The sequence below is a fragment of the Leeuwenhoekiella sp. A16 genome (assembly GCF_047946675.1).
Taxonomy (GTDB): Bacteria; Bacteroidota; Bacteroidia; order Flavobacteriales; family Flavobacteriaceae; genus Leeuwenhoekiella.
The window spans coordinates 1,858,442-1,883,198 of record NZ_CP172313.1; the positions used below are offsets into that span (position 1 = coordinate 1,858,442).

Genomic DNA, 24,757 nt, shown 5'->3' on the forward strand with positions numbered 1-24,757 from the left:
AGCTTTGAAGTTATTAATTTACTGCTCAAAAAACTACACAATGTACTTTAAAGAATTTGAAATACGCTGGAGCGACATAGATGCAAACAGACACCTTGCAAACAGTGCTTATATAAACTTTATGAGCCACACCCGTATGGCTTTTTTAATGGAAAATGGTTTTGGCCAGGCAGAAATGGCAAAGCATAATATAGGTCCCGTGGTTTTTTATGAGCACATGTATTATTTTAAAGAGGCTTTTGCTGGTAAACCGGTAAAAGTTTCTCTACAATTAAAAGGTCTGGCAGAAGACGGAATGTATTTTGAGTTCATGCATAACTTCTACGACCATAAAGGTAGAAATTTCGCTTCATGCGAAATGATGGGTGCGTGGATAGATCTTAAAGAGCGCAAACTCACCGCACTTCCTGACGAACTTTTTAAAAACCTGTCCTCACTAGAAAAGACTGATGATTTTAGAGTTTTAACGAAAGAAGACACGCGTAAATTTGGTAAAAGACCGCAAGATCTTGAGCTTAATCAGGAAGAGGTTTAGTGCGCGTAGATAAATAAACTCCCGTAAAGATTAAAAGTGCAGCCATCATTCTTATCGGCGTAAGCCTGTCTGCACCCACAAAAATCGCGAATAAAGCCGCAATAACCGGCTGTAGGTAGATAAAAGCGCCCAGCGTTGAGGTTTTAAGAGTCTTTAAAGCATACAGATTTAGAAGATAGGTCATAAATGTAGTGCCTACAATTACAAAGCCCATCTTCCAGATTACGTCAAATGATAAAGTTGCCCAATGCACTTCTGCAAATTCTCCAAAACTTACCGGTAGGTTCATTAGTACGCCCAGCAAAAAGAACCATTTCATCATAGTAATGGTATTATATTTTGCGACAAGAGGTTTTACCAAAATAAGATAAACACCATAAGCTGAAGCATTTACTAAAAGCAAAAGATTTCCAAAAGGGATATTAGGCGCATTCTTCTGATGCTGTGCTCCAAATAAAATTAGCACCAGCGCACCTATAAAGCCCAGACCAATTCCTAATACTTTTACCCACGACACCCGCTCTCTTAAAAATATAACCGAAAGAACCAATAAGATCACCGGCGTCATCGTAACAACAACAGAGCTGTTTATAGGTGTTGACAGGCTGAGACCTTTAAAAAAGGCCAGCATATTAATACACATTCCAAAAAACGCGCAACCTAAGAACCGGAAGTAATCCTGCTTATCTACTTTTTCGCTTTTATAAAATGCACTAATGATCCAGAAAAGAAGAGCAGCTCCTGATACTCGCAATAAAATAAACCCAAAAGGTTTTATATGATACGGCATGAGATCTTTTGCAATAGTGTGATTTACACCATAGATAGCGCTGGCGACTGTTGCCGCTATTAAAGCAAGTAATCGTGGGTTCATTATTCTACTTGAGAGATTCTTTAGCAGCTTCTATGGTCTTTTTGCTGTTTCCTATAAAGATTTTGTCATTATTAATAATAACGGGACGTTTTAAAAATGTGTAATGACCTAGAATTAATGAGCCCATATCATCATCTGTAAGTTTGCGATCTTTTAAACCTTTTTCCTTATAGAGTTTTGCGCGCTTACTAAATAAAGCTTCATAACTGCCGGCTAGATTAAACATCTCTTCCAGCTGTTCTTCAGTTATAGGATCACGTTTAATGTCTTGTTTTTGATAGGCAGAAGACAACTTTAAATCATGCATAATGCGTGCACAGGTGTCACAGGTTGAGAGGTAATAGATTTTTTTCACGACAACGAGTTGATGTTAGTACTACAAAGTAATCTCTTTTATGGCGAAATCCCTACTTTTGGGTAAAATAAGCCTATGGATTTTACCTTTGAAGTTACGCTGAAGAATCGCCAGAGTCTTGAACGTCTGCTCGATGCACATTCTCTGGAAGAATTGAACACTGTTCCTGCAGGTTTCAATAATAATATTTTTTGGAATATCGCACACACGATCGTTGTGCAGCAGTTGCTTACTTACAAACTTTCTGGGCTTACACCTACCATTCCACAAGAGTTGATACCACTTTACAGCAACGGCACCAAGCCCGAAAGAGATGTGACGCAGACGGAAGTTGATCAGGTAAAAAGTTTACTCTTTGCTCCGGTTGAGCAAACTCGAGCTGATTATAAAAATGGTGTTTTTAAAACTTTTACAGAGCGTAAACTGTCTACAGGAAATGTGATTACCTCAGTAGAAGAAGCGATCACGTTTAATAATTACCACGAGGGCACACATTTAGGATATATTCTCGCTTTATGCCGCGCTATAAATCAGTACGCAAATACGCTTTGATTTCCGGTAGTGGAATTTTTACCGTTATCTGGCCTACAGAATAAGCTGCCACATCGTAAGGATCATACTGTAGTATCAGGTTTTCATCATCAAAACCTATGTCTTTAGGAAGGATGAACTTATCGTCTTCAAAAAAGTAGCCAGTACTATTTATGTTGCCGTCAGCAGGGATTTTCTGTTGCTTTCTAAAGCGTTCTTCGGCTTCTTTTAAAACAGCGCTTTTATCTTTTATAAGTTCGTCAGCGGTAAGATAGCTTTCAGCATTTTTATCAAAATTAAAATAGGTAACGCTGCCATAACCGTGAGCGCCGCCAAAGTAGGTGTAACTTTTTACGGCAATGCACAGTAGATTTTCAGTTTCTAACGAAATATTAGCATCTACGTCTGCTTCATAATCGGTAGAAGTTTCGGCAAAATCGGCTTTAAATTGCCTAAAAGAGGAAATAAATTGATCAAGAGCTTCTTCTATGCTTTTCAGATTTTTTTCATCATCAGGCGTCATGCTTAAAACCGCGATAACATGATTTGTTATTGTATCGTTTATAATTTGGCTGAATTTACTTTCGCCCTGAGCTTCTAAAATATGAATATCAATTTTAGGACACATAGCTGTAGAACATGCCTCAAGTGAAGCGTTTGTGTATGTTTTTTGGGTAAATTGCAAATCAGGCTCCTGCTCACAACTTTGTGTGAAAATCGCCAAAAAAGCGATTAAAAACGGGCTAAAATGCCTAAAAAATGGTTTGTTAAACATAGGCTAAAGGTACAAGCATTTTTGAAAATGCACAGGCCACTCATTACTTTTACGCATAGAGCGCGACTCAAAAATATTTAAAATATGAAATTTAATACCAAAACTATTCACGGAGGTCAACACGATGCAGATCCTGCTTATGGCAGCGTAATGCCTCCTATTTACCAGACTTCTACGTATTCACAAACCACTCCCGGCGGGCATAAAGGTTTTGAATATTCACGCAGCGGAAACCCTACACGTGCAATGCTTGAGAAATCTCTGGCGAGTATTGAGAATGGCGAATTCGGTTTAGCTTTTGGTTCAGGTTTAGCCGCTATTGACGCGGTTTTGAAGCTTTTTAAACCCGGAGATGAGATTATTTCTACTAATGATCTGTATGGAGGTACTTACCGACTTTTCACTAAAATATTTGAAAATTTCGGACTCAAATTCAATTTTATCGGAATGCAGAATGCAGATAAAATTGCAGATCACATTACAGAAAACACAAAATTGATCTGGGTAGAAACGCCTACCAATCCCATGATGAACATCATAGATATTAAAGCTGCCGCGAAAGTTGCTAAAGAACATAATATTCTGCTGGCGGTAGATAACACTTTTGCTACGCCATATTTACAGCAGCCGCTTGATCTGGGAGCAGATATCGTGATGCACAGCGTGACAAAATACATTGGCGGTCACAGCGATCTGGTAATGGGCGCACTTATCGTGAAAGACAAAGAACTTGCAGATAAATTATATTTTATTCAAAATGCGAGTGGTGCGGTTTGTGGCCCTCAGGATAGTTTTCTCGCTTTACGCGGAATAAAGACTTTGCACGTGCGCATTCAGCGTCATTGTGAGAACGGTAAAGCCGTGGCTAACTTTCTAAAAGATCATCCTAAAGTAGATAAAGTATATTGGCCCGGTTTTGAAGATCATCCCAATCACGCTATAGCCAAAGAGCAAATGAAAGATTTTGGCGGGATGGTATCATTTACCACTAAAGAAGATTCTTTGCAGGGAGCCGTTCAGGTTATAGAAAAATTAAAAGTTTTTACCCTGGCCGAAAGTTTAGGTGGTGTAGAAAGTCTGGCGGGACATCCAGCGAGCATGACGCATGCAAGTATCCCGGCAGAAGAGCGCGCAAAAACAGGAATTAAAGATTCATTGATTCGCTTGAGCGTTGGTATAGAAGATGAAGAAGATCTGCTTGCAGATTTAAAGCAGGCGCTCGATTAAAAGTCGAGATAATAAATGTAGCCTATGTTAAACCAAACGATAGAATCATCGTTGCGGTTGGGTGGGTAATAATTAGGATCTGGGTTCAGGCCATCAACCCAGTTTGAAAAATAGTAATGATAGCGCAGATCAACATTCATATCGCTCAACGCTGTCAACTTAAACCGAAAACCCATTCCTGCAACGACAGCCCACGTGGCGCCGGCAGAATCATCGATGCCGCCCAGCTCGCCATCGCCTACTAAGAAGTCATCAAAGAAAATGTCTTCTGGCGTGGCACCGGGAACATCCTGTATTGATGAATACTTGGGATTGTAAGCTACAAAATGTGCGCCCAGACTAATATAAGGAGCAAGAGGGAAAGCTCTGGCAACAAAATCTCTTATGCTAAGCGGGTAAAATTCAAGTTGGCTGCCCAACTCAAAAACAGATGCCTGACCTAAATGATCGCGTAGATCGCGACCTTCATCTGTAGCTTTTTCTGCCCATTGGCCTTCATGTGTAAGTTTTGTGCGGTGATAATCAATTTCTGTCCTAATTTTAAAGTGATCATTAAAATAGGTATCTCGTGAGTAGCAATTACAATCGGCGCGATAAGAGAAGTTGATATAATGTACAATACCAATCCCGAAGCCCAGATTATTTCGGTTTGTGTCAAAGTCATTGCGTAGCCCAAAATCAGATTGAAAGGCGACAGGACCGGCGATAACTCCTATTTCATGAGAAAACCCAAATGTTAACTGAGCTCTAATTGAAGATGGGGCAAAAGCCAAAATAAAAAATACCACAAGTAGGGTTCTGGTATTCACAAGATTTGGGTTAATTGATGTGTGACAAATATAACAAAACTGCTCAAGTAACCTAAAAATCGTTGAAAACAGGGTAAAATTCAGCATTTATCCCCCTGAAACTTCGATTATTAAGAATATGCTAAAAATACCCTTTAAAATTTATAATCTCTATATATTTGCATCGCAAAAAAGCAAAAAAATTATTAAATAATAAAAAGCAAATAATGACAGAAAACATCACAAATTTTGTCGCTTCTGTTGAAAAGAACAATCCTAATGAGCCAGAATTCATTCAGGCCGTAAGAGAAGTTGCTGAAACAGTCATTCCATTTATAGAAAATAATCCCAGATACCAGAACGCAAAATTACTTGAGCGTATGGTAGAGCCAGAACGTGTAATCATGTTTAGAGTGCCTTGGGTAGATGATAAAGGAGAAACACAGATCAATAAAGGATATCGTATTGAGTTTAACTCAGCCATAGGACCTTACAAAGGTGGCTTACGTTTTCATCCTTCTGTTAACCTGAGCATTCTTAAATTTTTAGGTTTTGAGCAGGTTTTCAAAAACAGCCTTACTTCATTGCCTATGGGCGGTGGTAAAGGAGGTTCTAACTTCAATCCTCGTGGTAAGAGCGATGCTGAGGTGATGCGTTTTTGCCAAAGCTTTATGACAGAGCTTTATCGTCACATTGGCCCTAATACAGATGTGCCAGCTGGTGATATAGGTGTAGGTGGTCGTGAGATAGGTTACATGTTTGGTCAATACAAAAGAATCAAGAATGAGTTTACAGGTATACTTACCGGTAAAGGTCTTTCGTATGGTGGTTCTAAAATAAGACCTGAAGCTACAGGATATGGTAATGTATATTTCTCAAAATATATGTTGAAAACCCGCGGCGAGAAACTTGCCGGTAAAACAGTGGTTATATCAGGATCTGGTAATGTTGCCCAGTATGCAGCAGAAAAAGCAACTCAGCTTGACGCGAAAGTTGTTACTATGTCAGACTCCAGCGGATTTATTTATGATGAAGCAGGTATAGACAAGCACAAGCTTGCTTATATTATGGAGATCAAAAATGAGCGCAGAGGTCGCATTAAAGAATATCTTGATAAGTATCCTGAAGCTAAATATTTTGAAGGTGAAACTCCGTGGGATATCAAATGTGATATTGCGCTGCCATGTGCCACTCAAAACGAACTTGACAAGGAAGATGCAGAGAAGCTTGTAAACAACGGTTGTATGTGTGTGGGCGAAGGTGCTAACATGCCATGTACGCCAGAAGCTGTAGAAGTTTTTATAAATGCTAAAATTCTTTTTTCTCCTGGTAAAGCGTCTAACGCCGGTGGTGTGGCAACTTCAGGATTAGAAATGTCTCAAAACAGCCTGCGCTACAACTGGTCTGCAGAAGAAGTAGATAAAAAACTTCATGAGATCATGTATGATATTCACAAAGCTTGTGTAGAATATGGTACTCAGGAAGATGGTTTTGTAGATTACGTAAAAGGAGCAAATATAGCCGGCTTTGTAAAAGTTGCAGAAGCTATGCTTGCACAGGGAATAGTATAGATTTTTATTCTAAAATAAAAATAGATAATGGCCTCTTGTTTTACTTGAGGCCTTTTTTTGATTGAGCTATAAGCGCCATTCTGAATTTATTTCAGAATCTTATAGTATTGATGTAAATACTTGTGAGAACCTGAAACAGGTTCAGGTTGACGAAAACCAACCTTTTGGCAGCCTCTTTAATATTATTGGACCCTGAAGGATTGCACATTCTCATTTTTACTTTTAATAATTTTAAATTTATTTCAGTTTTACAACTCATAGACCTCTCCCCAGGTTGTTGATAATAATCGTATTTTTAGGCGTTGATCTTAAAAAAGATATATGCTGAAGAAACTGGCCATACTTGTTGCTATGACCTTTATAAATACACTTTACAGTCAGGATTTTTCTTTAGACTGGACGGGTTATTTTTCATACAATGAGATCACTGCTTTGTCTCGTGGAGATGATAAAGTTTTCGCAGCAGCGCAAAATGCAGTTTTTTCTTACGATCTTCTTACCAATGAGATTGAAACCTGTTCTACAATACAGGGATTAACGGGAGAAGATATTTCTGCACTTTACTACAGTGAAAGTTCTGGCATTTTATTTATAGGTTATGATTCTGGAGCGATAGATATTGTTCGCGAAGATGAGCAAGTTCTTACGGTAGTAGATATAAAAAACAAGACCTCGATACCGCCTACAGAAAAGCAGATTAACAGTTTTGATGAATACAACGGCTTGCTTTACATCTCAACAGGTTTTGGTATTTCTCTGTACGACCTGGAAAGGCTTGAGTTTGAAGATTCATATTTTATCGGTAATAATGGTGGTCAACTCAATGTAACACAAACTGCGATTCTGGGTAATTACATTTATGCTTCAACAGATGCCGGTATGAGAAGAGCGCTTGTAGCAAATGATAATTTAATAGATTATAAAAACTGGACAACTATTGCTAACGGTTCCTGGCGAGGAGTTGCGGTTGTGGGTTCTACAATGTATGCGATTAATACAGACAGATCTTTACAGCGTTTTAATGGGTTAACATCTTTTAATACAGTAGGTACATTTGCTTCGGTGCCGCTTCATTTATCTGCCGCTACAGATTTTCTAACATTAACTTTAGCAGATCAGGTTTTCGTTTATAACGAAAGTGGAAATGTGATTGCAAATGCAGGTGTCTCGGTTGATTTTCCCGGTGCTTTTAGCACAGCAATAACATCTGAGGGTAATTTATTTACAGGCACTGTAGGTAGTGGTCTGCTTATTAGCGATGTGACAACTGCCACAGACTTAATTCAGGTTTTACCTGATGGTCCTTCCCGCAATGATCCCTTTTCAATAGAGGCAGTTCCTGATCAATTATGGGTAGTTTATGGTGATTATTCTGCTAGTTTTAATCCGTATCCTTTAAAAAATCGCGGACTTAGTCATTTGCGGAAAGAAACAGGATGGGTGAATATTCCTTTTGAAGAAATTTTTGGCGCAACAAATCTGGTTAATATCACAATATCTCCCAATAATGCACAGCAGGCATTTATAAGTTCTTATCACTCCGGCTTGTTAGAGATCAATGAAGATGTGCCGGTTAAACTTTTTGATGAAAGCAACAGCGGTCTTGCAGATATCCCCGTAAACCCTCAGGATGTACGTATAAATGGGGCAGCTTTTGATAATAACGGCAAACTCTGGATGACGACCAGTCTGGTAGAAAATGCGCTGGCGGTAAAAACAGGAGAGCAAATAGAAAGCATATCAATAGAACCTGCTATTACAAATTATGAAGCTGTAGATGCATACACACAGTTGGTAATTGGCGGGCAGGGCAATGTTTATTTTGGTACTAATAATACCGGGTTAGTGGGTTATAGATCTGCAACGGGAGATTTTGAGGTTCTTACATCAGAAGGGTCTAATTTACCCACAGATGATGTTCGTTCTCTTGCAATAGACAATAATGGTACCTTGTGGATAGGCACAACGGGAGGCTTGCGTGTTTTAAATGGGCCTGCTAGAATGTTTGAAGATACAGATGTGACCACTAATCCTATTGTGATCTTAGAAAATGAAATACCGGTAGAATTGCTTAACGATCAGGTGATTTTAAGTATAGAGGTTGATGGTTCTAATAATAAATGGATTGGCACAGTTTCCAGCGGGGCATTCTATTTTTCATCAGACGGGCAGGAAACACTGCAACAGTTCAACACTTCTAATTCACCTTTACCTTCTAACAACATTCAGGATATTACAATTGACTCAGCTTCAGGAAAAGTTTATTTTGCTACACCGCGAGGTCTTGTTGCTTTTGACGGTTCTGCGGTTGCTCCTGCAGAAGATCTAACAGCCGTACGCGCTTTTCCTAATCCTGTGCGTCCTAAATATGACGGCATGGTGACGATAGACGGTTTAACCGAAAGAGCCAATGTTAAGATCACAGACATCACGGGAAATCTTGTTTATGAACGAGTTTCTGAAGGCGGAAGTATACAATGGGACACAACAGCTTTTGGACGTCATAAAGTAGCTTCCGGGGTTTATATGATTCTGGTTACAGGAGAAGATGCGGTTGAAACCAAAGTCGCAAAATTGATGATCATTCGCTGATGCTTGTTACTACTCCTGCAATTGTAATTTCAGCATTAAAATACGGGGAAGCAGACCTTATCGTTAAATGCTTTACGCAAAGCGACGGACTCAAATCTTACTTATTGCGCCGTATTCTTAAGTCGAAAAAAGGTAAGCTGCGTACAGCGATGTTTCAACCTGCAACACAGTTGGAAATCGTAGCCATGCATAAAGATAAAGGAACATTAGAATCTATACGCGATGCAAAAGTGCTACATTCATATACCACGTTGCACACAGATATTTATAAAACCAGTATTGTGCTTTTTCTTGCAGAAATGCTGAAGAATTCTATTCAGGAAGAAGAGGAAAATAAAGAGTTGTATACCTTTTTAGAAAATGCCTTTCTCTGGCTTGATAAGAATGAACATTCGGCAAATTTTCATTTATATTTTATTCTTGAGCTTACCAGATATTTAGGTTTTTATCCAGATACATCTACATCGTCATTGCCGCATTTTAATATGCTTACCGGTAATTTTGAATATACGGAGACCATATATTCTATAACCGAAGATAACCTGTTTATTCTCAATTCTTTATTGGGTATAGATTTTGATGCTCTAAATGCGATTAAGCTTAACAAAACCAGGCGTGCAGCCTTTGTAAATATGGTCATAGGTTATTATGAATTACATTTACACGGCTTTAAAAAACCAAAATCCCTAACCATTCTTAACAGTCTATTCAACTAACCTTTATGCGATTTCCCCTAAGTTTTGCCCTCTTTTTGATCAGTTTCGGCGGATTTTCACAAGTAATCACCATACTTGATGAAGAGACGCGTAAGCCGGTAACGCACGCGGCTCTATTTAATGCAAATAAAACAACCTCTGCCGTGACAGCCTATGACGGGCGAGTAGATATTTCTGCTTTTACAGCGGCAGAAACGATACAAATCACGCACGTTTCTCATCTTGATAAAAAAACCACTAAGGCTGCCATCATCGCAAACGGTAATGTTATTTATCTCATAAGCGCTGAGAACGAACTAAATGAAGTAGTACTTTCTGTGGCGAAATTTAAGCAACAGTTACAGGAAATAGCGCAGCAGGTAGTTACTTTTTCGCCAGAAGAGGTAGAATTTTATAATCCGCAAACAGCAGCAGATCTTTTAGAAAGCACTGGTGAAGTTTTTGTTCAGAAAAGTCAGTTAGGAGGCGGTAGTCCTATGATTAGGGGGTTTTCAACAAACAGGCTTTTAATAAATGTAGACGGTGTGCGCATGAATACCGCGATCTTCCGCTCTGGTAATTTGCAAAATGTGATAAACATAGATCCTTTCGCCATCGAGCGAGCAGAGGTTATTCTGGGTCCCGGTTCTGTGGTTTATGGGAGTGATGCTATAGGAGGCGTCATGAACTTTTATACTAAAACACCCCAGTTCGCATTTCAACAAGAAGAACAGGTTTTTACAGGAAATGCGATTGCACGCTATTCTACGGCCAATCAGGAAAAAACAGGACACTTAGATTTCAATATTGGAGGTGAAAAGTGGGCTTTTCTTACCAGTGCAAGTTATTCAGATTATGATGATCTACGCATGGGAAGTAACGGGCCTGAGGATTATGTGCGCCCAGAATATGTTGAGCGCATTAATGGTGAAGATGTAGTTGTCGAGAATGATAACGAGAATAAGCAGGTGCCTACAGGTTTTGATATGCTACACTTGATGCAAAAGGTGCGTTTTATGCCTAATGAAACCTGGGATTTTAACCTGGGGCTTATTTATAGCACAACTTCAGACTATTCAAGATATGACCGCTTAACGCGAAAAAGAGGCGATAATTTACGCTCTGCAGCGTGGTATTATGGTCCACAGAACTGGTTTTCCAGTAACCTGCAGATCAATAAAAAAGGTAACGGAAGTTTATATGACGAAGCCAAATTAACAGCAGCTTTTCAGAATTTTGAAGAGAGCCGGCATGATCGTGATTTTGGCGAAGAAATCCTTTTTAACACCAGTGAAAAAGTGAATGCATATTCGCTGGGATTAGATTTTAATAAAGAAATAGGGCAAAGTCAGTTGTTTTATGGTTTAGAATATGTGTTGAATACGGTTGATTCTAACGGTGAACAGACAAATATACTTACAGCCGCAACCGCACCAGATGCCTCAAGATATCCTGATGGCTCAAGCTGGCAATCGCTGGCAGCTTATGTAAGTGGTAAATTTCGCTTAAGCGAAAACCTAAATCTACAATCAGGATTGCGGTATAATCAGGTGATTCTAGACGCGACTTTTGATGATACTTTTTACGATTTTCCGTTTGCTGAGGCAGATATTAACACGGGTAACTTGACCGGTTCGCTGGGTCTCTCTTGGCAAACTAATGAGACTTTGGGATGGAGACTTAATTTTTCTACCGCTTTTCGTGCACCCAATATCGATGACATCGGGAAGATCTTTGACAGTGAGCCGGGTTCTGTAGTTGTGCCTAATCCTGATCTAAAAGCGGAGTATGCGTACAATGGCGAACTGGGAGTTACGCTTAATTTTGAGAATGCTGTATTTTTTGACATTGCAGCTTTTTACACTAAACTTGATAATGCTATGGTGCGCCGCGATTACAGTTTAGGCGGGGAAACGGTTATAGATTATCAGGGTGAACCCAGCAATGTGCAGGCGATACAGAATGCTGCAAATGCTAAGGTTTATGGTTTTGAGGCCGGGATGAATATTGTATTCACAAAGAATCTAAACCTGCGCTCACATATAAATATTGTAGAAGGAAATCAGGAAGAAGATGACGGTAGTATAGCACCTTTAAGGCACGCAGCGCCACTTTTTGGCTACACACATTTAGTTTGGGAAAATAAGAAACTTAGACTTAACGCTTTCGCGGAATACAACGGGCAATTTAATTATAATGATCTGGCGCCTTCACAGCAAAGCAATGCGTATTTGTATGCGCTTGATGCAAACGGTGACCCGTATTCACCATCATGGTACACGATCAATTTTGCAACACAATACCAGATTGCAGCACACTGGCAGGCAACAGCCGCGTTAGAAAATATTACAGACCAGCGATACCGCCAGTATTCTTCTGGTATTTCTGCGCCCGGGCGTAATTTGATTTTGGCATTGAAATATAGTTTTTAAAAATTTCATCACACTGAACGCGATTTAGGGTCTTATGTTACTTTTCCTAATGTGATTCTGAACTAAATTCAGAATGACGTGTGTCTTGGACAAGCTCAGACTGACAATTGTATTCAAATTTGGATTTTGTAAATTCCTGTAATCTGGCGTTACCTTGAGCATTCTATTTCTTTTCCTGAATCACGTATGTTTTTGCGATACGGTCGTGCAGTGAGCTTTGAGTTTTGGTTTTGTCGGTTAAGAGAACGACAACATCTGCAGCGAGAAGTATGACACTCAAGTTCCCAATCCACTCTACAAGTGGATATGCATTTGCAAATTCATTACCAAATTCAAGTACCGCGCTGTACTGATCAAGATCAGCATTTTGAAAGGCTAAATAATAAAACGGAACATACAGAAGCGGTGGTACGATAAAAATAAGGCTGCGCAAAAAAGATGTGGTGTAATCTATAGGGTCGTACTGCGTGTTAGTGACTTTCAAATTGAGAATCATTTTCCCTAAAGTGGCGCTGTATCTGGCTTCCATAAGGGGTTTGTACAAAATAGCAATAAGGGCAAAAAGAAGATACAGCCAGAAGCTCTTGAATTGCGCAATATTAATGGAGTTTATGGTAAAAGAAGCCAGGGCGATCACAATATTGTCGAGAATATAGGCGCCCGCTCGTGGCCAGAATTTTGCGTATTCTTCGGTTTGTGTGAAGGTATTTTCAGTTTCCGGTTCAGTCATTTTTAGTCAATTTGGGGTGACGATTTTTGTCTTTTTTTATTCTGCGCCTGGCAGAATTGATCTTGGTGGTAAATGTAAAGTTTTTACCGAAATTGACTTAATGCAATACAAAGTTGTTGTGGTTTTATCGAGCTTGTGGAAATAATATGATCGTCTTCGACAGGCTCAGACTGATATATAGTTATAATCTGTATTTTCAATATTTCTGCAACTCGTTGGTATCCTAGAACTGGCTTCAGGGTTTACATAGTGCTTTCTCGTGTGATGCGATTCTGAAACGAGTTCAGAATGACGAATGTCTTGGGCAGTCTCGGGCTAGTTGGTTTTCTTTTTGGCCTAGCTGAATTTTTGGTCTTTTTAGTCGATTTTAATCTGAAAAAGGGAGGTTTTTCTTGAATAAGTTTATTTGATTAATGCAGATATAATTTTACCAAATGCTACTTGTAATCTTGAAATGTCATATTGAGCTTGTCGAAATATCAGGATCGTCTTCGTCAGGCTCAGACTGACATAACGTATTCTTTAGTGGCAGTGGTGATTTTAAGCTTTTAGAGGCGATTTCTGCCTAAAAAAGTAGTTTTTTTCTTATATAAGTTTATTTGATCCATGCAGAATTGTTTCCAAAATCCACTTGAATCCTTAAATGTCCTATTGGGCTTGTCGAAATATTTGTTTGACTAATAAATACCTCCCAAAAACAATCAATTTTCGGTAATTTATAGGTTAAAATCGGCTGCTTTGTAATTATAGTTTTAGATTTATAGAAGTCAATTGTACCACATGAAAATTTTATTTATTTCGCTTTTTGTGATCTGTTTTACAGTTACTTTATCTGCTCAAATTGATTGCGGTTGCGGGCCGGCTGCAGATTCTATATTGCAATATGCACCCATAAACAAAAAGGCGATAAATGAGAAAGTAGATTCTATAATGAAGTTTGCGATACAATCTCACGCTTTCCCGGGAGCGCAGCTTCTTGTGGCAAAAGATAACGAGATCATCTACCACCGCTCTTTTGGTTTTCAGACTTATGACAGCATAACACCGGTTGAGAATAACGACCTGTATGACCTGGCTTCGGTAACTAAAATTGCCGGCACTTTGCCTGCCGTAATGAAGTTGGTTGATGAAGGTAAAATTAATCTTGATGCTAAGTTTAGCAGGTACTGGAAACCTTGGAAACATCGTAAAGATAAGCGTGATATTACGGTGCGTGAGATTCTGGCGCATCAGGCGGGATTAGAACCATATATTGTTTTTCTCAATGATGTTCTCAAGAAGAACGGAAAATTTAAACACAGATTTATAAGAGATAAGAAGTCCCGCCGATTTTCGGTACAGACCTATAATGATTTGTACATGAATAAGCGATTTGTGCGCAAAATGTATAGAAAGATTAACCGTTCTCACATTTCTCCTGAAAAGAAATATAAATACTCCGGGTTGACTTTTTTACTTTTCCCAAAGATTATAGAAAATCTTACTGGCGAGCCTTATGAACTCTATGTTCAGGAGAATTTTTATACTCCGCTGGGCGCGGAAAACTTTATGTTTAATCCGCTGGAGCATGATTTTCCTATTGAGCAAATTATTCCTACAGAAGAAGATTCGGTTTACCGCAAAAATTATGTGCGCGGCTGGGTACATGATGAGAATGCGAGTTTAATGGGCGGAGTTTCTGGTAATGCGGGTCTTTTTGCTACTGCAGATGATCTTGCAAAATTGATGCAGATGTATATGAATATGGGAACCTATGGTGGTCACAGATATATTTCTAAAAGAACACTGAAAGAATTTACACGCGTTCAATATCCTGAAAATGATAACAGACGTGGATTGGGTTTTGATAAGCCATTGCTTAATAATCCTACTCTTGATATTGCAGAAGCGTCGCCCAATCCCGAGGTAAGCATGAATAGCTTTGGCCACAGCGGTTTTACCGGCACTTTTGTGTGGGCAGATCCTGACAATAAGATGGTTTTTGTCTTTCTTTCAAACCGCGTTTATCCCACCAGAAACAATACGGCAATTTATGATCTGCACATTAGGCCTTCACTTATGCAGGTGTTTTACCGGTATTTTAATGAGAATTAGATGATCTTGAAAGCGTAAAAAAACTCCTTATAATGGCTAAATTTTGGCCTTTTAGGCAAGAAAATCGGTTGCGGTTATTCTGGGCAGTTGAGTTGCTTCATTTTACTCAAAATTGCGTAATTTTGCAGACTTATTAGAAAACGCAAAAAATGAACACAAAGTTCACTGAATATAAGGGTCTTGACCTTCCTAAAGTAGCCGAAGATATACTCGCTTACTGGAAAGAAAATGACATTTTTGAAAAGAGTATCACAACCAGAGAAGGTAACGAGCCATTCGTTTTTTTTGAAGGACCGCCGTCTGCAAATGGTATGCCCGGTATTCACCACGTTATGGCACGAGCCATAAAGGATATTTTTTGCCGTTTTCAAACCCAAAAAGGTTTTCAGGTAAAGCGTAAAGCGGGATGGGATACGCATGGTCTTCCGGTAGAGTTAGGTGTTGAAAAAGAGCTTGGTATTACCAAAGAAGACATAGGCAAAAAAATAAGCGTAGAAGAATATAATGAGGCTTGCCGTAATGCGGTAATGCGCTACACAGATGTGTGGAACGACCTCACCGAAAAAATGGGCTATTGGGTAGATATGGAAGATCCATACATTACCTACAAGCCTAAATACATGGAGACAGTCTGGTGGCTGCTTAAAGAAATATATGATAAAGGCCTTATTTATAAAGGCTACACCATACAGCCTTATTCTCCCAAGGCCGGTACAGGGTTAAGTTCGCATGAATTAAACCAACCCGGAACATATCAGGATGTAACAGATACAACGGTTACGGCTTTTTTCCCCCTATCCCCCAAAGGGGAAAATCAGGAACGTTTTGAAAAAGCGTTTAACTTGAATGAAAACATCTCCCCCTTGGGAGGCCGGGAGGGGGAAACAGGGTTTCTCGCCTGGACCACCACACCGTGGACGCTTCCTTCTAACACCGCATTGACTGTAGGTAAGAATATAGATTACGTTTTAGTAAGAACCTTTAATCAGTATACGTTTGAGCCTATAAATGTGGTTCTGGCGAAAGCTCTTGTAAACAAGCAGTTTGATAAGAAATTCTTTCAGGCAGAAAGTGATGCAGATTTTGAAAATTATAACGAAAACGATAAAAAAATACCATATCAGATATTAGCCGAATGTAAAGGTGCAGATCTGGTTGATCTGCGTTATGAGCCGGTAATAGATTACGTGAAGCCTTTTAATAATCCTGAGAACGCTTTTAGGGTGATTTTAGGCGATTTTGTTACCACAGAAGACGGTACTGGTATTGTTCACACTTCACCAACTTTTGGTGCAGATGATGCTATGGTGGCAAAACAGGCCGTGCCAGAAGTGCCGCCTATGCTGGTAAAAGATGAGAATGATAATCTTGTTCCTCTTGTAGATTTGCAGGGTAAATTTCGCCCTGAGCTTAAAGAATTTGGTGGCAAATACGTCAAAAATGAATATTACGACGACGGGCAGGCACCAGAAAAGAGCGTAGATGTTGAGATTGCAATTAAATTAAAGACCGAAAATAAAGCCTTTAAGGTTGAGAAATATGTGCACAGTTACCCAAATTGCTGGCGTACAGATAAGCCTATTCTGTACTACCCGCTTGATAGCTGGTTTATAAAAGTGACAGATGTGCGTGATCGCATGCATGAGCTCAATCTGGGTATAAACTGGAAACCAAAATCAACCGGTGAAGGCCGTTTTGGCAACTGGCTGGCTAATGCAAATGACTGGAATCTTTCTCGCTCAAGATATTGGGGAATACCATTGCCTATCTGGAGAACAGATGACGGTAAAGAAGAAATTATAATAGGTTCTGTGGCAGAGCTTAAAGCGGAAATGGCAAAAGCGGTTGAAGCCGGAGTGCTTGAAAAAGATCTTTTTGAAGATTTTGTGGCTGGTGATATGAGCGATGCCAATTATGATAAAATTGACTTACACAAGAACGTTGTAGATAAAATAACTCTGGTATCGGCAAGCGGAAAACCCATGAAGCGGGAAGCAGATCTAATAGATGTGTGGTTTGATTCTGGTTCTATGCCTTATTCTCAATGGCATTATCCTTTTGAAAACAAGGAAAAAGTAGAGCAAACCTGGCGTAAAGCAGACTTTATCGCAGAAGGTGTAGACCAGACACGCGGCTGGTTTTATACATTGCATGCGATCGCTACCATGATCTTTGATGATGTGGCGTATAAGAATGTGATGTCAAACGGGCTGGTGCTAGACAAGAACGGGCAGAAAATGTCTAAGAGACTGGGTAACGCGGCAGACCCGTTTACCACGCTTGATACCTTTGGTCCAGATGCAACGCGCTGGTATATGATCACCAATGCAAACCCGTGGGATAACCTCAAGTTTGATCTTGATGGTATTACAGAAGTTCAACGCAAGTTCTTTGGTACGCTTTACAATACATATTCGTTCTTTTCGCTTTATGCTAATCTTGATAATTTTAATTATTCTGAAGATGAGGTAGAGTTGAAGGACAGACCAGAAATAGACCGCTGGATCTTATCTGAACTCCACACGCTTATCGCGAAAGTTGACGCGTTCTATGCAGATTATGAGCCTACAAAAGCTACTCGTGCAATATCAGACTTTGTGCAGGAAAACCTAAGCAACTGGTTTGTGCGCCTAAGCAGAAGACGCTACTGGAAAGGAGAATATGGTCCTGATAAATTGTCGGCATACCAGACGCTTTACACCTGTCTTTTAACTATCGCAAAATTAAGCGCTCCTGTGGCTCCGTTTTTTATGGATCGTTTGTATAAAGACCTTAACGCGGTAACAGGAAAAGAAAATTTTGAAAGCGTTCACCTTACTCAGTTTCCTAAAAGTGATGAGTCATTTATAGACAAACTGCTTGAGCGTAAGATGCAGGATGCGCAAACAATATCTTCACTGGTTCTATCGCTCAGGGCGAAAGAGAAGATAAAAGTAAGACAGCCTTTGCAGCGTATAATGATACCCGTTCTTGATGAATCACAACGTGAGGAGATCGCAGCGGTACAAGATCTTATCAAGTCTGAAGTGAATGTAAAAGAGATAGAGCTAATTGACGATGCTTCAGGTATCTTAGTAAAAAACATAAAACCTAATTTTAAGGTATTAGGACCTCGTTTTGGTAAAGATATGCGACTCATTGCCAGTAAAATAACTAATATGGGCCCTGCAGATATCGCCACTATTGAAAAAGAGGGTGCAATTGAGGTTGATATTAATGGAAAAATTGTTACTTTGGACGCCGGCGACGTAGAGATAAGCTCACAAGACATCGAGGGTTGGCTTGTTGCCAGCAGTGGTGCTATCACTGTCGCACTAGATGTTACAATAACTGAAGATTTACGCAGCGAGGGGGTGGCCAGAGAACTGGTTAACCGTATACAGAATTTACGTAAGGATTCAGGTTTTGAAGTGACAGACAAAATTGATGTTAGACTCCAGAAGGATGATACGATTGCAAAAGCCGTACGCGAGAATCTGGATTATATAAAGAATGAGACGCTCACAGCAAATCTCGATGTTGCAGAAGAAGTTGAAAACGGTATAGAAATAGCCTTTGACGATATAGAAACAAGGCTTTCTATTAAAAAACATTAGTATTATGGCAACCGAAATTAAAGAAAGGTACAGCGATGCAGAGCTCGAGGAGTTCCGCCAGCTAATTCAGCAAAAAATTGATAAAGCACAAAGTGATCTTGATCTTATTAAGAGTGCTTATATGAATAATGGAAATAATGGCACAGATGATACTTCGCCTACTTTCAAAGCTTTTGAAGAAGGCAGCGAGACAATGAGCAAAGAAGCAAATTCTGCGCTGGCTATACGTCAGGAAAAGTTCATTAGAGACCTTAAAAACGCTCTTGTGCGTATACAAAATAAGACATATGGTATTTGCAGAGTAACAGGCAAGCTTATAAATAAAGACCGCCTTAAACTTGTGCCTCATGCTACATTGAGCATTGAAGCAAAAAATATGCAGAAGTAATACTTATTAAGTGGGATTTAAATTCTCATTGTTATAAAATGTTCTGAAATCTATTAACGCTCCTTTATGGAGCGTTTTTTGTTGAGTGTGAGCACCTATGCGTAAAGTAATAATCTTAATAATGCTTGTTGTGACCGCGTTATCATTTGGTCAAAAGCACACTGTAGATCAGCTGGAATTAGCCGGTTTAAAGGGGATTTTTGTCAATTCTGACCAGATTTTTAGAGTAAACATTATAGCGGGAGACACTAAAGATGTGGTAATCTCTTCAGGAATTGAAGGAGAAACCTATGAAAGCGTTCTTATAAACACTAAGGTTGAAAATGATCTTGTTGTTATTACGGTAGGAAGAACTCCAGATTTTGAAGCTTTTGATGATAAGCTCGCAGCGCACAAAGTCATGTCTGTAGAGATTGATATTACCATGCCCAGGAATCTTGATCTGTGGGTAGATTCTGCTTTAGCCTCTGTTCATGCAAGCGGCAATTATAAATATGTAAATATAAACCTGTCTAGCGGTGATTGTTACTTATTAGATTTCACAGGAAATGGCGTTATTAATACAAATAGGGGTGATATAATGGTAGAAACGACGAGTAGCTCAATACAGGCTCACAGCCGGCATGGCAAATTATTAATTGATGAAATAGAAGCGCCGGTTCACCGTTTAGAATTATCGAGTATAGATGGCAACATCACTGTAAGCCAGTCTAAATAAATTAGCTATTTTTGCGCTTCGCTTTAATGCAACATCATGTCGATAAAAAAGGCCGTAGGCATCATAATTTTAGTTTTACTAATAGATCAAATTAGTAAGATTTACATAAAAACTCATTTTGTCTTAGGTGAAGAAGTTGAGGTTTTTAGCTGGTTCAAGATTCTTTTTGTAGAGAACGAAGGCATGGCCTGGGGAGCAAAGATACCCGGTGATTACGGCAAACTTATTCTTACTCTTTTTAGAATAGGTATTTTGCCATTAATTGGCTATTGGTTATATGACACCGTAAAAAAGAACGGATCTAGAATTCTTATAACTGCTATAGCGATGATCTTTGCCGGTGCGTTTGGTAATATTATTGACTCAGTAATCTACGGTTTAATATTTGACAACAGTGTTGGGCATGTAGCCACGTTTTTACCTGAAGATGGTGGTTATGGCACTGTTTTACACGGTAAAGTTGTAGACATGTTATACTTCCCAATGTGGGAGGGTTATCTTCCTGAGTGGCTGCCTGTATGGGGCGGTTCTTATTTTACCTTTTTTAATGCTGTTTTTAATATCGCAGATGCAGCGATAAGCATAGGCGTGGGATTGCTACTTGTATTTAATAAGAAGGCGTTTTCGCAGCCAGAAAAAGTTGAAAAAGAGGAACTCGTAGTTAAATAATTTTAGATTATTTGGCTAGTACAAAGTGATTATAAACTTGGTGCCGTAACCTAATTTACTTACTACAGAAATTTTTCCGCCCAGAGCTTCTACCTGGTTTTTTACGATAAACAAACCTACCGAATGGTTATCATTCTCAAAGCTGCTGCTTTTTGACATGTGGAAAATACGATCCTGATCTTTCTCCATATCTATACCGGCGCTATTGTCTTCTATAACAATTGAAGTCTTACCGTTATCATCAAGACTGTAGGCCTTTATTTCAGGTTTACGACCGATTTTCTTACTATTTATGCCGTTTTTTATGAGTGTATAGAAGATATTATCCATAAAATCTTGTATATACATCACCTCGGGCGCTTCAGAGAAATCTGAGTAAATGTAAGCCTCTTCCCTTGAGATCAATGGTTGTAGTTCATTTACACACTTATCCAGCACATCCTGCAGATTTACGGGAACTCGTTTTTCTGTTCCTCGATTTTGTATAGAAACAACCTCATTAAGTTGGGCAACAGTGCGAGAAAGGCTTTTGGCAATTTCCCTATAATTATTAAATAGTTCTACCTGCTCTTCTTTTAAACTGCCTTCATCAACAAGTTGAGACGTGAGCTCAAGATTATTTACGTGAGATTTAAGGTTGTGGGAAACATAATTTGCAAACTTGAAAAGCCGATGATTATTAGCTTCTATGATCTCAAGAGATTTCTGTAAAGCCATCTCTTTTTTCTTCTCTTCATCTATGTTAATAACTACTCCTCTTAAACCTATTACCTTGCTTTTATCGCCAAAAACGGGTTTACCAATGGCTCTTGCCCAAAAAACTTTATTGGTGTAGGTAATCATTTTAAGTTCGTGCTCAAAAGCTTTCCCTTTTTTAACGCTTTCAAAATTTTTAGCTACCACATTGTGAAAATCCATGTCGTAGTAGTGTAAGGTATGCTTTAAAGAGGGTTTGTATCCTTCTGGAGTTTCTAGAATAGTACGAAGTTGATTATCAAAAAAAGTTTTTTTTTCGATAAAATCTACATTAAAACCTCCGGCTCCCGTTAAAGAAGCTATTTGTTCATAATAGAATTTTTCTTGTTCCTGATCTGAAGGGAGAGATGATGAACCGCCGCCGAAAAATGACATAATTCGGCTACGTTTTTTTGCAGGCTTGTTTACCATTAAATGTATGATTTGGGACGCCCAAGATATTAAAAAATTTAAAAAAAGAGTTAAAAAATATGAATTTTGTTCTCTGTTATACAATGTGTTAGTTGTATGTCATGATTTTCTATCTCGATGAATTGCTCAGGTTCAAAGAAAGATAAACCTATCTTAAGACAATCTTTTTTGCATTTTTTTAGAAGTTTATCATAATAGCCCTTGCCGTAACCTATGCGATTGCCATATTGGTCGTAAGCCAAAAGAGGAACAAACACAACATCTATTTTCTCCGTTTCAATATTGATACCATCTACAGGTTCAGGTATGCCCCACTTATTAATTTTAATGGTTGTATTATCTGTAAGGAGAAAATTAATTAATTCATCAGAATCAGGATCAATGCGAGAAACGATGATGTTTTTATCCTTGCCGCGCAGAATGCTAAGCAGATATTCTGTATTGACCTCATTAAACCTGGTAATAGGCAGGTAAATATGGTAGAATGAAAAATCCCAAATATTGAGTTCAAGAGTCTTGTTTGCAATGGCAATGCTCTTTTCTTCAATTTGATTCTGGGTAAGGGTATTTCTTAGATTCTTATATTTTTTTCTTAGATCGGCCTTTTTCATAAACTGCTGCAGTAGTTGAGATGTGAAATATAGCATCTCCCTGATAAACAAGCGAGGCTTCGTTAGCATTTATGAGATAGCCATGATAAGGAGATTTTACCCGATGCCTAAAAGAGCCATAAGGATCTGTAATAGTTGCTATGATCTGGCCCTTTTCTACCAGATCTCCGCAAGCAGATTTTAAATGCAACAGACCGCTGTATTTTGCACGAATCCATGAGCTGTTCTCAATAATCACTGAAGTTTCGTTTTCTTCAGGAACTTCAAATTCCGGCTGTAACATGTTTAGATGTCGCAGGATGCGCATTGTTCCTAAAACACCTTCTCTGGCTATGCGTTTATCACTAATTTGAGATTTACCCCCTTCAAATAATAAAATAGGCTTATTCATTTTAGTACATGTAGAGCGATAAGACTTCGTGATATTTTTAGAAAACACCGTGAATGGAGCATTAAAAATTTTAGCATACTCACATAGTCTTTCATCATCCTGATCAACACGTATCTGGGGTACATTAAATCTGTGAGCACCGCCGGTGTGAAAATCGAGACAGAAATCTGCAATTGGTAATATTTTATTTACAAACTGAAAAGCAAACCTACTTGCCAGTGAGCCGTGCTTGCTACCCGGGAAAACTCTATTAAGGTCACGCCCATCTGGAAAATCTCTGCTCATGTTTAAAAAACCGAAGACATTTAAAACGGGAATACAAACGATTGTACCTCTGGTGGGTCTGTTAATTTTTTTTGCGATGATCTGGCGCACGATCTCTACACCGCTTATTTCATCGCCATGTATACCTGCTGTAATTAGAACACAGGGGCCCGGTTTTTTTGATCTGTATATTATTATGGGTACATCTACAGAAGTGGTGGTATACAGTTTGGCCATATTGAAGTTTATGGTCTTTTTACCTCCCGGCATTATCTGTTGCCCCAGAATTGTAAGAATGTTTTTCTCGTCTATACTTGCCATGAATTAAATTCCGCGTTCTATATAACGAATAATGCTTTTTGCTATATCCTTATTTGTAGCTTTCTCAATACCTTCAAGTCCCGGAGAAGAGTTAACCTCAAGAATTAATGGTCCTCTTGCACTTTGTAGCATATCTACCCCGGCAACACCTAAGCCCATAGCTTTTGCGGCTTTTATTGCTGCATTTTCTTCGTCATCTGTTAGTTGTATAATGTTTGCTGTACCACCGCGATGCAGGTTAGAGCGAAACTCACCTTCCTTGCCCTGACGCTTCATAGCGCCCACAACAACTCCATCTACAATAAAGGCCCTGATATCTGCTCCTTTCGCTTCCTTAATGAATTCCTGAACGATCACACGTGCCTGTAAGCCATTAAAAGCTTCAATTACAGATTCTGCTGCGTTCTTAGTTTCTGCAAGAACAACACCCAGACCTTGAGTTCCTTCTAGCAGTTTTATGATAAGTGGCGCTCCGCCTACGTGGTCTATAATTTCGGCTACGTCGCGTGAATAGTTAGTAAATACAGTTTTAGGCAAACCAAGTCTGGCTCGAGAAAGTATCTGTAAGCTGCGCAGTTTATCACGGCTACGTACAAGTGCCTGAGATTCTGTGGTTGTAAAAGAACCCATCATTTCAAATTGTCTTACAACCGCTGTCCCGTAATAAGTGATAGAAGCGCCTATACGAGGTATGATGGCATCTGTGTCTGAAAGATATCTTCCCTTATAATAAACAGAAGGTTTGCGCTTCTCAATAATAAGATCGCACTTTAAAGGATCAATTACTTCTACATTGTGCTTGCGTTTTTTAGCTGCTTCAATTAGGCGCTGCGTAGAATATAAATTGCTATTCCTTGATAAAATCTTTATGTTCATGAAGTTTTTGATTGTAAGAGACATCTGTAAGTTCAGTGTCTACAATATATTTTTTAGTGAGAAATTTTCTTCCTAAAAGAACCGGAAAACGCATGTCTTCCCTAGAGCTAAGTGTAAGAGAGATTTTATGTATTTTAGTGAAAATGCGTATATCACACTGCACTACATACCTGTACTGAATGTCGCCATTACTACTTTTAACAGCTGTGATATCATATTCTGTAAAGATCATTTCTCTCCCGTTATAGTCTGGGTGTTGCGGGTCAAGAAAAGTACAACTCAATTTATCGCCTTCTTCTTTAATGTGATTGCAATGTATTGATGAAGTGTAAGCTCCCGTATCGACCTTAACATCGATATTTTCAAAACCCAATTGGGGAAAATCTGCTTTATCTGTACGGCCTATAATTTTCTTTTTCACGGGTGCAAAGTTAACAAAAGCGTTGAGCCAGAAAGTCTGTTATAACAAAAATAGAGTAAGTTATTTCGTTATAAAAACATTCAGGCGTCAAAATAAAAATCTGTTCCTTAAACAATTAGAAAACAGAGAAAGTAGC

General features: G+C 39.0%; 22 protein-coding genes. 12 read left to right on the forward strand and 10 right to left on the reverse strand.

Annotated features, from left to right (window positions below; all coding sequences use genetic code 11):
- Window positions 1-40: 40 nt before the first annotated feature.
- Window positions 41-535 carry an acyl-CoA thioesterase gene (locus ACH3O9_RS07975; RefSeq protein WP_416446040.1) on the forward strand — a complete coding sequence of 165 codons (495 nt, stop codon included), beginning with the start codon at window positions 41-43 and terminating at the stop codon, window positions 533-535.
- On the opposite strand, the gene ACH3O9_RS07980 is transcribed toward ACH3O9_RS07975, so the two are convergent.
- Window positions 516-1,409 (reverse strand): DMT family transporter, encoded by an 894-nt coding sequence (locus tag ACH3O9_RS07980; RefSeq protein ID WP_416446042.1) that lies wholly within the window; start codon window positions 1,407-1,409, stop codon window positions 516-518. The two genes, ACH3O9_RS07975 and ACH3O9_RS07980, sit on opposite strands and share 20 nt — an antisense overlap.
- 4 nt (window positions 1,410-1,413) lie before the next feature.
- The gene (locus ACH3O9_RS07985) at window positions 1,414-1,764 is read right to left on the reverse strand and encodes an arsenate reductase family protein (protein ID WP_416446044.1); all 351 of its coding nucleotides are present in this window, start codon (window positions 1,762-1,764) and stop codon (window positions 1,414-1,416) included.
- A gap of 75 nt (window positions 1,765-1,839) precedes the next feature.
- On the opposite strand from ACH3O9_RS07985, the gene ACH3O9_RS07990 reads away from it, so the two are divergent.
- On the forward strand, window positions 1,840-2,316 hold the full coding sequence (locus ACH3O9_RS07990; RefSeq protein WP_416446046.1) for a DinB family protein: 477 nt from the start codon (window positions 1,840-1,842) through the stop codon (window positions 2,314-2,316).
- Here the strand turns inward: ACH3O9_RS07990 and ACH3O9_RS07995 are convergent.
- Window positions 2,288-3,019: a DUF3298 domain-containing protein gene (locus ACH3O9_RS07995; protein WP_416446048.1), complete on the reverse strand. Its 732-nt coding sequence runs from the start codon at window positions 3,017-3,019 to the stop codon at window positions 2,288-2,290. The genes ACH3O9_RS07990 and ACH3O9_RS07995 overlap by 29 nt on opposite strands.
- A gap of 135 nt (window positions 3,020-3,154) precedes the next feature.
- Here ACH3O9_RS07995 and ACH3O9_RS08000 point away from each other — a divergent pair, with 135 nt between their 5' ends.
- The gene (locus tag ACH3O9_RS08000; protein ID WP_416446050.1) at window positions 3,155-4,297 is read left to right on the forward strand and encodes a cystathionine gamma-synthase; all 1,143 of its coding nucleotides are present in this window, start codon (window positions 3,155-3,157) and stop codon (window positions 4,295-4,297) included.
- Here the strand turns inward: ACH3O9_RS08000 and ACH3O9_RS08005 are convergent.
- Window positions 4,294-5,106, reverse strand: coding sequence for a THC0290_0291 family protein (locus ACH3O9_RS08005; protein ID WP_416446052.1), 813 nt, complete (start codon window positions 5,104-5,106; stop codon window positions 4,294-4,296). The two genes, ACH3O9_RS08000 and ACH3O9_RS08005, sit on opposite strands and share 4 nt — an antisense overlap.
- Window positions 5,107-5,312: 206 nt before the next feature.
- On the opposite strand from ACH3O9_RS08005, the gene gdhA reads away from it, so the two are divergent.
- The 4 genes from gdhA to ACH3O9_RS08025 all read left to right on the forward strand — a co-directional run bounded on the left by gdhA (window position 5,313) and on the right by ACH3O9_RS08025 (window position 12,375).
- Window positions 5,313-6,656 (forward strand): NADP-specific glutamate dehydrogenase, encoded by a 1,344-nt coding sequence (gene gdhA, locus ACH3O9_RS08010; RefSeq protein WP_416446054.1) that lies wholly within the window; start codon window positions 5,313-5,315, stop codon window positions 6,654-6,656.
- A 321-nt stretch (window positions 6,657-6,977) separates the two neighbouring features.
- Complete coding sequence (locus ACH3O9_RS08015; protein ID WP_416446056.1) at window positions 6,978-9,248, forward strand: two-component regulator propeller domain-containing protein; 2,271 nt, start codon at window positions 6,978-6,980, stop codon at window positions 9,246-9,248.
- Window positions 9,248-9,964, forward strand: coding sequence for a DNA repair protein RecO (recO, locus tag ACH3O9_RS08020; protein WP_416446058.1), 717 nt, complete (start codon window positions 9,248-9,250; stop codon window positions 9,962-9,964). The genes ACH3O9_RS08015 and recO overlap by 1 nt, the downstream gene beginning before the upstream one ends.
- A 5-nt stretch (window positions 9,965-9,969) precedes the next feature.
- Window positions 9,970-12,375: a TonB-dependent receptor plug domain-containing protein gene (locus ACH3O9_RS08025; protein WP_416446060.1), complete on the forward strand. Its 2,406-nt coding sequence runs from the start codon at window positions 9,970-9,972 to the stop codon at window positions 12,373-12,375.
- A 163-nt stretch (window positions 12,376-12,538) separates the two neighbouring features.
- Here the strand turns inward: ACH3O9_RS08025 and ACH3O9_RS08030 are convergent, their stop codons facing one another.
- Window positions 12,539-13,105 carry an RDD family protein gene (locus ACH3O9_RS08030; RefSeq protein WP_416446062.1) on the reverse strand — a complete coding sequence of 189 codons (567 nt, stop codon included), beginning with the start codon at window positions 13,103-13,105 and terminating at the stop codon, window positions 12,539-12,541.
- 780 nt (window positions 13,106-13,885) lie between these two features.
- On the opposite strand from ACH3O9_RS08030, the gene ACH3O9_RS08035 reads away from it, so the two are divergent.
- The 5 genes from ACH3O9_RS08035 to ACH3O9_RS08055 all read left to right on the forward strand — a co-directional run bounded on the left by ACH3O9_RS08035 (window position 13,886) and on the right by ACH3O9_RS08055 (window position 20,570).
- On the forward strand, window positions 13,886-15,199 hold the full coding sequence (locus ACH3O9_RS08035; protein ID WP_416446064.1) for a serine hydrolase domain-containing protein: 1,314 nt from the start codon (window positions 13,886-13,888) through the stop codon (window positions 15,197-15,199).
- A gap of 149 nt (window positions 15,200-15,348) precedes the next feature.
- Window positions 15,349-18,795: an isoleucine--tRNA ligase gene (gene ileS, locus ACH3O9_RS08040; protein WP_416446066.1), complete on the forward strand. Its 3,447-nt coding sequence runs from the start codon at window positions 15,349-15,351 to the stop codon at window positions 18,793-18,795.
- A gap of 4 nt (window positions 18,796-18,799) precedes the next feature.
- Complete coding sequence (locus ACH3O9_RS08045) at window positions 18,800-19,183, forward strand: TraR/DksA family transcriptional regulator (RefSeq protein ID WP_416446068.1); 384 nt, start codon at window positions 18,800-18,802, stop codon at window positions 19,181-19,183.
- A 97-nt stretch (window positions 19,184-19,280) separates the two neighbouring features.
- Window positions 19,281-19,901 (forward strand): hypothetical protein, encoded by a 621-nt coding sequence (locus ACH3O9_RS08050; RefSeq protein WP_416446070.1) that lies wholly within the window; start codon window positions 19,281-19,283, stop codon window positions 19,899-19,901.
- 36 nt (window positions 19,902-19,937) lie between these two features.
- On the forward strand, window positions 19,938-20,570 hold the full coding sequence (locus ACH3O9_RS08055) for a lipoprotein signal peptidase (protein ID WP_416446072.1): 633 nt from the start codon (window positions 19,938-19,940) through the stop codon (window positions 20,568-20,570).
- A gap of 15 nt (window positions 20,571-20,585) precedes the next feature.
- Here the strand turns inward: ACH3O9_RS08055 and ACH3O9_RS08060 are convergent, their stop codons facing one another.
- The 5 genes from ACH3O9_RS08060 to ACH3O9_RS08080 are packed head-to-tail and all read right to left on the reverse strand — an operon-like array spanning window position 20,586 to window position 24,621.
- A complete protein-coding gene (locus tag ACH3O9_RS08060; RefSeq protein WP_416446074.1) occupies window positions 20,586-21,737 on the reverse strand; it encodes an ATP-binding protein in 1,152 nt (383 codons plus the stop codon).
- A 50-nt stretch (window positions 21,738-21,787) separates the two neighbouring features.
- Complete coding sequence (locus tag ACH3O9_RS08065) at window positions 21,788-22,348, reverse strand: 5-formyltetrahydrofolate cyclo-ligase (protein ID WP_416446076.1); 561 nt, start codon at window positions 22,346-22,348, stop codon at window positions 21,788-21,790.
- Window positions 22,317-23,324, reverse strand: coding sequence for a succinylglutamate desuccinylase/aspartoacylase family protein (locus tag ACH3O9_RS08070; protein ID WP_416446078.1), 1,008 nt, complete (start codon window positions 23,322-23,324; stop codon window positions 22,317-22,319). Before ACH3O9_RS08070 ends, ACH3O9_RS08065 begins: the two co-directional genes overlap by 32 nt.
- Window positions 23,325-23,327: 3 nt before the next feature.
- A complete protein-coding gene (gene rimK, locus ACH3O9_RS08075; protein WP_416446079.1) occupies window positions 23,328-24,200 on the reverse strand; it encodes a 30S ribosomal protein S6--L-glutamate ligase in 873 nt (290 codons plus the stop codon).
- On the reverse strand, window positions 24,172-24,621 hold the full coding sequence (locus tag ACH3O9_RS08080; RefSeq protein WP_416446081.1) for an ATP-dependent zinc protease: 450 nt from the start codon (window positions 24,619-24,621) through the stop codon (window positions 24,172-24,174). Before ACH3O9_RS08080 ends, rimK begins: the two co-directional genes overlap by 29 nt.
- Window positions 24,622-24,757 lie beyond the last annotated feature (136 nt).